The following is a 4,339-nucleotide window of genomic DNA, read 5'->3' as shown; positions in this document are numbered from 1 at the left end:
CGGGAGCAAGCTCCCTCGCCACGGCTGATCGGTTAAACATTAGAGAAAACAATAAAAGGTGCAGCCATGCCCGCAATCCGAATTGGCATCAATCCGATTTCCTGGAGCAACGACGACCTGCCCTCCCTCGGCGGCGAAACGCCCTTGAGCACGGCGTTGAGCGAAGGCAAGGAAATCGGCTACGAAGGTTTCGAGCTCAACGGCAAGTTTCCCAAGGACGCCAAGGGCGTCGGCGACGTGTTGCGCCCGTATGACCTGGCGCTGGTGTCCGGCTGGTATTCCAGTCTCCTGGCGCGGCGTTCGGCCGCCGAGGAGATCGACGCCATCGCCAGCCATGTCGAGCTGTTGGCGCAAAACGGCGCGACGGTGCTGGTCTATGGCGAGGTGGCGGACTCGATCCAGGGCCAGCGCATCCCGCTGATCGAACGCCCGCGCTTCCACACTGACGAAGCCTGGCAAGCCTACGCCGACAGGCTCACCGAACTGGCGCGCTTCACGCTGTCCCAAGGCGTGCGCCTGGCGTATCACCACCACATGGGCGCCTACGTCGAGTCGCCATCGGACATCGACAAGTTGATGGCCCTGACCGGCAGCGAAGTGGGCCTGTTGTTCGACTCGGGCCATTGCTACATGGGCGGCGGCGAACCGTTGCAAGTCCTGCGCAAGCACATCGAGCGCATCTGCCACGTGCATTTCAAGGACGTGCGCAAACCGGTGGTGCAGTTGGCACGCAACAACCTCTGGAGTTTCCCCGACTGCATCATCAACGGCACCTTCACCGTGCCGGGGGACGGCGACATCGATTTCGCCGCGTTGCTCGATGTCCTGCTCGCCGCCGATTACCACGGCTGGCTCGTGGTGGAAGCCGAGCAGGATCCGGCGGTAGCGCCGAGTTATGTCTACGCCAAGAAGGGCTACGACACCTTGCGTGCCCTGCTGCAAGAGAGGATGCCGGCATGAGCCTGTTGATCAAGAGCAATCCCAGTGGCCAAAAACTGGTCGAACTACCCCATGGCGCGTTGGAGTACGTGGGGTTCGCCGCCTACCGCCTGAGCCTCGGCGAAACCCTTCCGGTGATGGCCGGTGACAAGGAATTGTGCGTAGTCCTGCTCAGCGGACGCATCGACCTCAAGGGCGAGGCGCCAGGGCAGGGAGCCTTCAACTGGGACAACCTCGGTGATCGCCAATCGGTGTTCGAGGACAAATCACCCTTCGCGGCGTATCTCCCGCCCGGCAGCCAGGCCCAAGTCACCGCCCTGAGCGATGTGCAGGTGGCGGTGTGCGCCGCACCGGGGGCTGCCCAGCATACTTATGGTCCACGGCTGATCCGTCCGGACAGCATGAAACGCAGCGTGCGTGGCAAGGGCGCCAATACCCGCTACGTCTGCGACATCCTGCCCGACAGCGAGCCGGCGCATTCGCTGCTGGTGGTGGAAGTGCGCACGCCGTCCGGTCATTCATCGAGCTATCCGCCGCACAAGCACGACACCGACGACCTGCCGCACCAGAGCTTTCTCGAAGAAACCTATTACCACCAGGTCAACCCGTCCCAGGGCTTCGTGTTCCAGCGGGTCTACACGGACGACCGCAGCATCGACCAGGCGATGGCGGTGGAAAACAGCGATCTGGTGGTGGTGCCCAAGGGTTACCACCCGGTCAGCGTGCCCTACGGGTACGAGTCGTATTACCTGAATGTCATGGCCGGTCCGAAACGCGTCTGGCAGTTCCATAACGACCCGCAGCACAGCTGGCTGCTCGACCTCTGAATTCGAACATTCCAACGGAGAACCAGGACAATGAGCGACACCCCGGTAATAGGCCATTACATCAACGGCCACGTGCAGGACGGCGACACCGCTCGCTCCAGCAATGTCTTCAACCCAGCGACCGGCGCGGTGCAGGCGCGGGTGGCCCTGGCCGAGCCGAGTACCGTTGACGCGGCGGTGGCCTCGGCGCTGGCGGCATTCCCGGCCTGGTCCGAGCAGTCGTCGTTGCGCCGTTCGCGGGTGATGTTCAAGTTCAAGGAACTGCTCGACCGCCATCACGATGAACTGGCGCAGATCATCAGCCGCGAACACGGCAAGGTGCTGTCCGATGCCCATGGCGAAGTCACCCGTGGCATCGAGATCGTCGAGTACGCCTGCGGTGCACCGAGCCTGCTCAAGACCGATTTCAGCGACAACATCGGCGGCGGCATCGACAACTGGAACCTGCGCCAGCCGCTGGGTGTGTGCGCCGGCGTCACGCCGTTCAACTTCCCGGTGATGGTGCCGTTGTGGATGATTCCGCTGGCATTGGTTGCCGGTAACTGCTTCATCCTCAAACCTTCGGAGCGCGACCCGTCCGCCAGCCTGCTGATGGCCCGCCTGTTGACTGAAGCCGGCTTGCCGGACGGCGTCTTCAACGTGGTCCAGGGCGACAAGGCGGCGGTGGATGCGCTGTTGCAGCACCCGGATATCGAGGCGATTTCCTTTGTCGGCTCTACGCCCATCGCCGAATACATCCACCAGCAGGGCACCGCGCATGGCAAGCGCGTGCAGGCCCTGGGCGGGGCGAAGAACCACATGATCGTCATGCCTGACGCCGACCTCGACCAGGCGGCGGACGCCTTGATCGGCGCGGCCTACGGCTCGGCCGGCGAGCGCTGCATGGCAATCTCCATTGCCGTGGCGGTGGGCGATGTCGGCGATGAACTGATCGCCCGGCTGCTGCCGCGTATCGACCAATTGAAGGTCGGCAATGGCCAGCAACCCGGCATCGACATGGGGCCGCTGGTCACCGCCGAGCACAAGACCAAGGTAGAAGGTTTTATCGACGCTGGTGTTGCCGAGGGCGCTCGGCTGATCGTCGACGGTCGGGGCTTCAAGGTGCCGGGGGCCGAGCGAGGATTTTTCGTCGGCGCGACGCTGTTCGACCAGGTCACCGCCGAGATGAGCATCTACCAGCAAGAGATCTTTGGCCCGGTGCTGGGCATCGTTCGCGTGCCGGATTTCGCCACGGCCGTGGCGTTGATCAACGCCCATGAGTTCGGCAACGGAGTGTCCTGCTTCACCCGTGACGGCGGCATCGCCCGGGCGTTCGCGCGCAGCATCAAGGTCGGCATGGTGGGCATCAACGTGCCGATCCCGGTGCCGATGGCCTGGCATTCCTTTGGCGGCTGGAAGCGTTCGCTGTTCGGCGATCACCATGCCTATGGCGAGGAAGGCCTGCGTTTCTACAGTCGCTACAAGAGTGTGATGCAGCGCTGGCCCGACAGCATCGCCAAGGGCCCCGAATTCAGCATGCCCACTGCCCAATAACTCAATTTTATGAATGCCGGAGGGAGAACAACAATGAACCAGCCCCTGCGTTTTGCCTTGAACCGAATGGTTGCCCCGCGCCTGTCACTGCCCGCTTTCATCGACCTGGCGCTGGCGTTGAAAACCGATGCCATCGAGATTCGTAATGATCTGAAAGGTGTCGAGATCGAAGACGGCATGCCCCCGGCCCGCGTCCGCGAGTTGTGCGAGGCACGCGACATCAAGGTGCTGTCGATCAACGCCCTGTACCCGTTTGACGTGTGGAACGAAGAGCGTCGCGCCCAGGCCGTGCGCCTGGCCGACTATGCCCGTGAGTGCGGCGCCGAAGGGCTGGTGATGTGCCCGCTCAACGACCGCGCCGACCCGCGCAGCGAGGCCGAACGTGCGGCAGGGCTGCGCACGGCCCTCAGTGAGCTGGCACCGATCCTGCGCGCCTTCGGCATCTACGGTTTCATCGAGCCTTTGGGTTTCGAGGAGTGCTCGCTGCGGCGCAAACGCGCGGCGGTGGAAGCGATCAAGGCCATTGGCGGGCTGGACGTGTTCCGCCTGGTGCATGACACCTTCCACCATCATCTGGCCGGCGAGCAGGAATTCTTCCCTGAGCTGACCGGGCTGGTGCACATCTCCGGGGTCGAGGATGCCAAGGCACCCTTGGCGACGATTCGTGACGGCCACCGGGTGCTGGTGGGCGAGGGCGATATTCTCGGCAATGCCGCGCAGATTGAAGCGCTGGTGAGTGGCGGTTATGACGGCTACCTGTCCTTCGAACCCTTCGCCGAGAGCGTTCATGAATTGGCCGACATCCGCCAGGCGTTGGGGGCGAGCATGAGCCACCTGCAAAGCTCGCAGGCCTGAGCCGGCTCCCTGAACAATGGAGAACCCCTGTGGGAGCGAGCTTGCTCGCGATAGCGGTGTGTCAGGCAGCTTAGAAGTTGAGTGTGCCGCCGTCATCGCGAGCAAGCTCGCTCCCACACTTGACCGAGTTGCGTTTGAAAAAGGTGCAAGCATGACCACAACACGACTGACCATGGCCCAGGCCC

The 4,339-nt window shown here is 63.2% G+C and carries 4 protein-coding genes; all 4 read left to right on the top strand.

Annotation, left to right across the window (positions count from 1 at the left end):
* Positions 1 to 66 precede the first annotated feature (66 nt).
* Genes iolE through OC610_RS22035 form a run of 4 tightly spaced genes read left to right on the top strand, consistent with a single transcriptional unit; the run spans position 67 to position 4,154 of the window.
* Positions 67 to 960: a myo-inosose-2 dehydratase gene (gene iolE, locus OC610_RS22050; protein WP_264430758.1), complete on the top strand. Its 894-nt coding sequence runs from the start codon at positions 67 to 69 to the stop codon at positions 958 to 960.
* Entirely contained in the window at positions 957 to 1,766 is an 810-nt protein-coding gene (gene iolB / locus OC610_RS22045; RefSeq protein WP_258650593.1) for a 5-deoxy-glucuronate isomerase, read from the top strand. The genes iolE and iolB overlap by 4 nt, the downstream gene beginning before the upstream one ends.
* 30 nt (positions 1,767 to 1,796) lie before the next feature.
* A complete protein-coding gene (locus OC610_RS22040; protein WP_264430757.1) occupies positions 1,797 to 3,299 on the top strand; it encodes a CoA-acylating methylmalonate-semialdehyde dehydrogenase in 1,503 nt (500 codons plus the stop codon).
* Positions 3,300 to 3,332: 33 nt separating this feature from the next.
* Positions 3,333 to 4,154 (top strand): TIM barrel protein, encoded by an 822-nt coding sequence (locus tag OC610_RS22035; RefSeq protein ID WP_264430756.1) that lies wholly within the window; start codon positions 3,333 to 3,335, stop codon positions 4,152 to 4,154.
* The last annotated feature ends 185 nt before the right edge of the window (positions 4,155 to 4,339 follow it).

It is taken from the genome of Pseudomonas agronomica (assembly GCF_025917275.1).
GTDB lineage: Bacteria > Pseudomonadota > Gammaproteobacteria > Pseudomonadales > Pseudomonadaceae > Aquipseudomonas > Aquipseudomonas agronomica.
This window is presented reverse-complemented; position numbering and strand designations above follow the sequence as displayed.

Coding starts and splice junctions, on each gene's coding strand:
- iolB (WP_258650593.1), top strand. CDS start 957: ATGAGCCTGTTGATCAAGAGCAATCCCAGTGGCCAAAAACTGGTCGAA.
- OC610_RS22035 (WP_264430756.1), top strand. CDS start 3,333: ATGAACCAGCCCCTGCGTTTTGCCTTGAACCGAATGGTTGCCCCGCGC.
- iolE (WP_264430758.1), top strand. CDS start 67: ATGCCCGCAATCCGAATTGGCATCAATCCGATTTCCTGGAGCAACGAC.
- OC610_RS22040 (WP_264430757.1), top strand. CDS start 1,797: ATGAGCGACACCCCGGTAATAGGCCATTACATCAACGGCCACGTGCAG.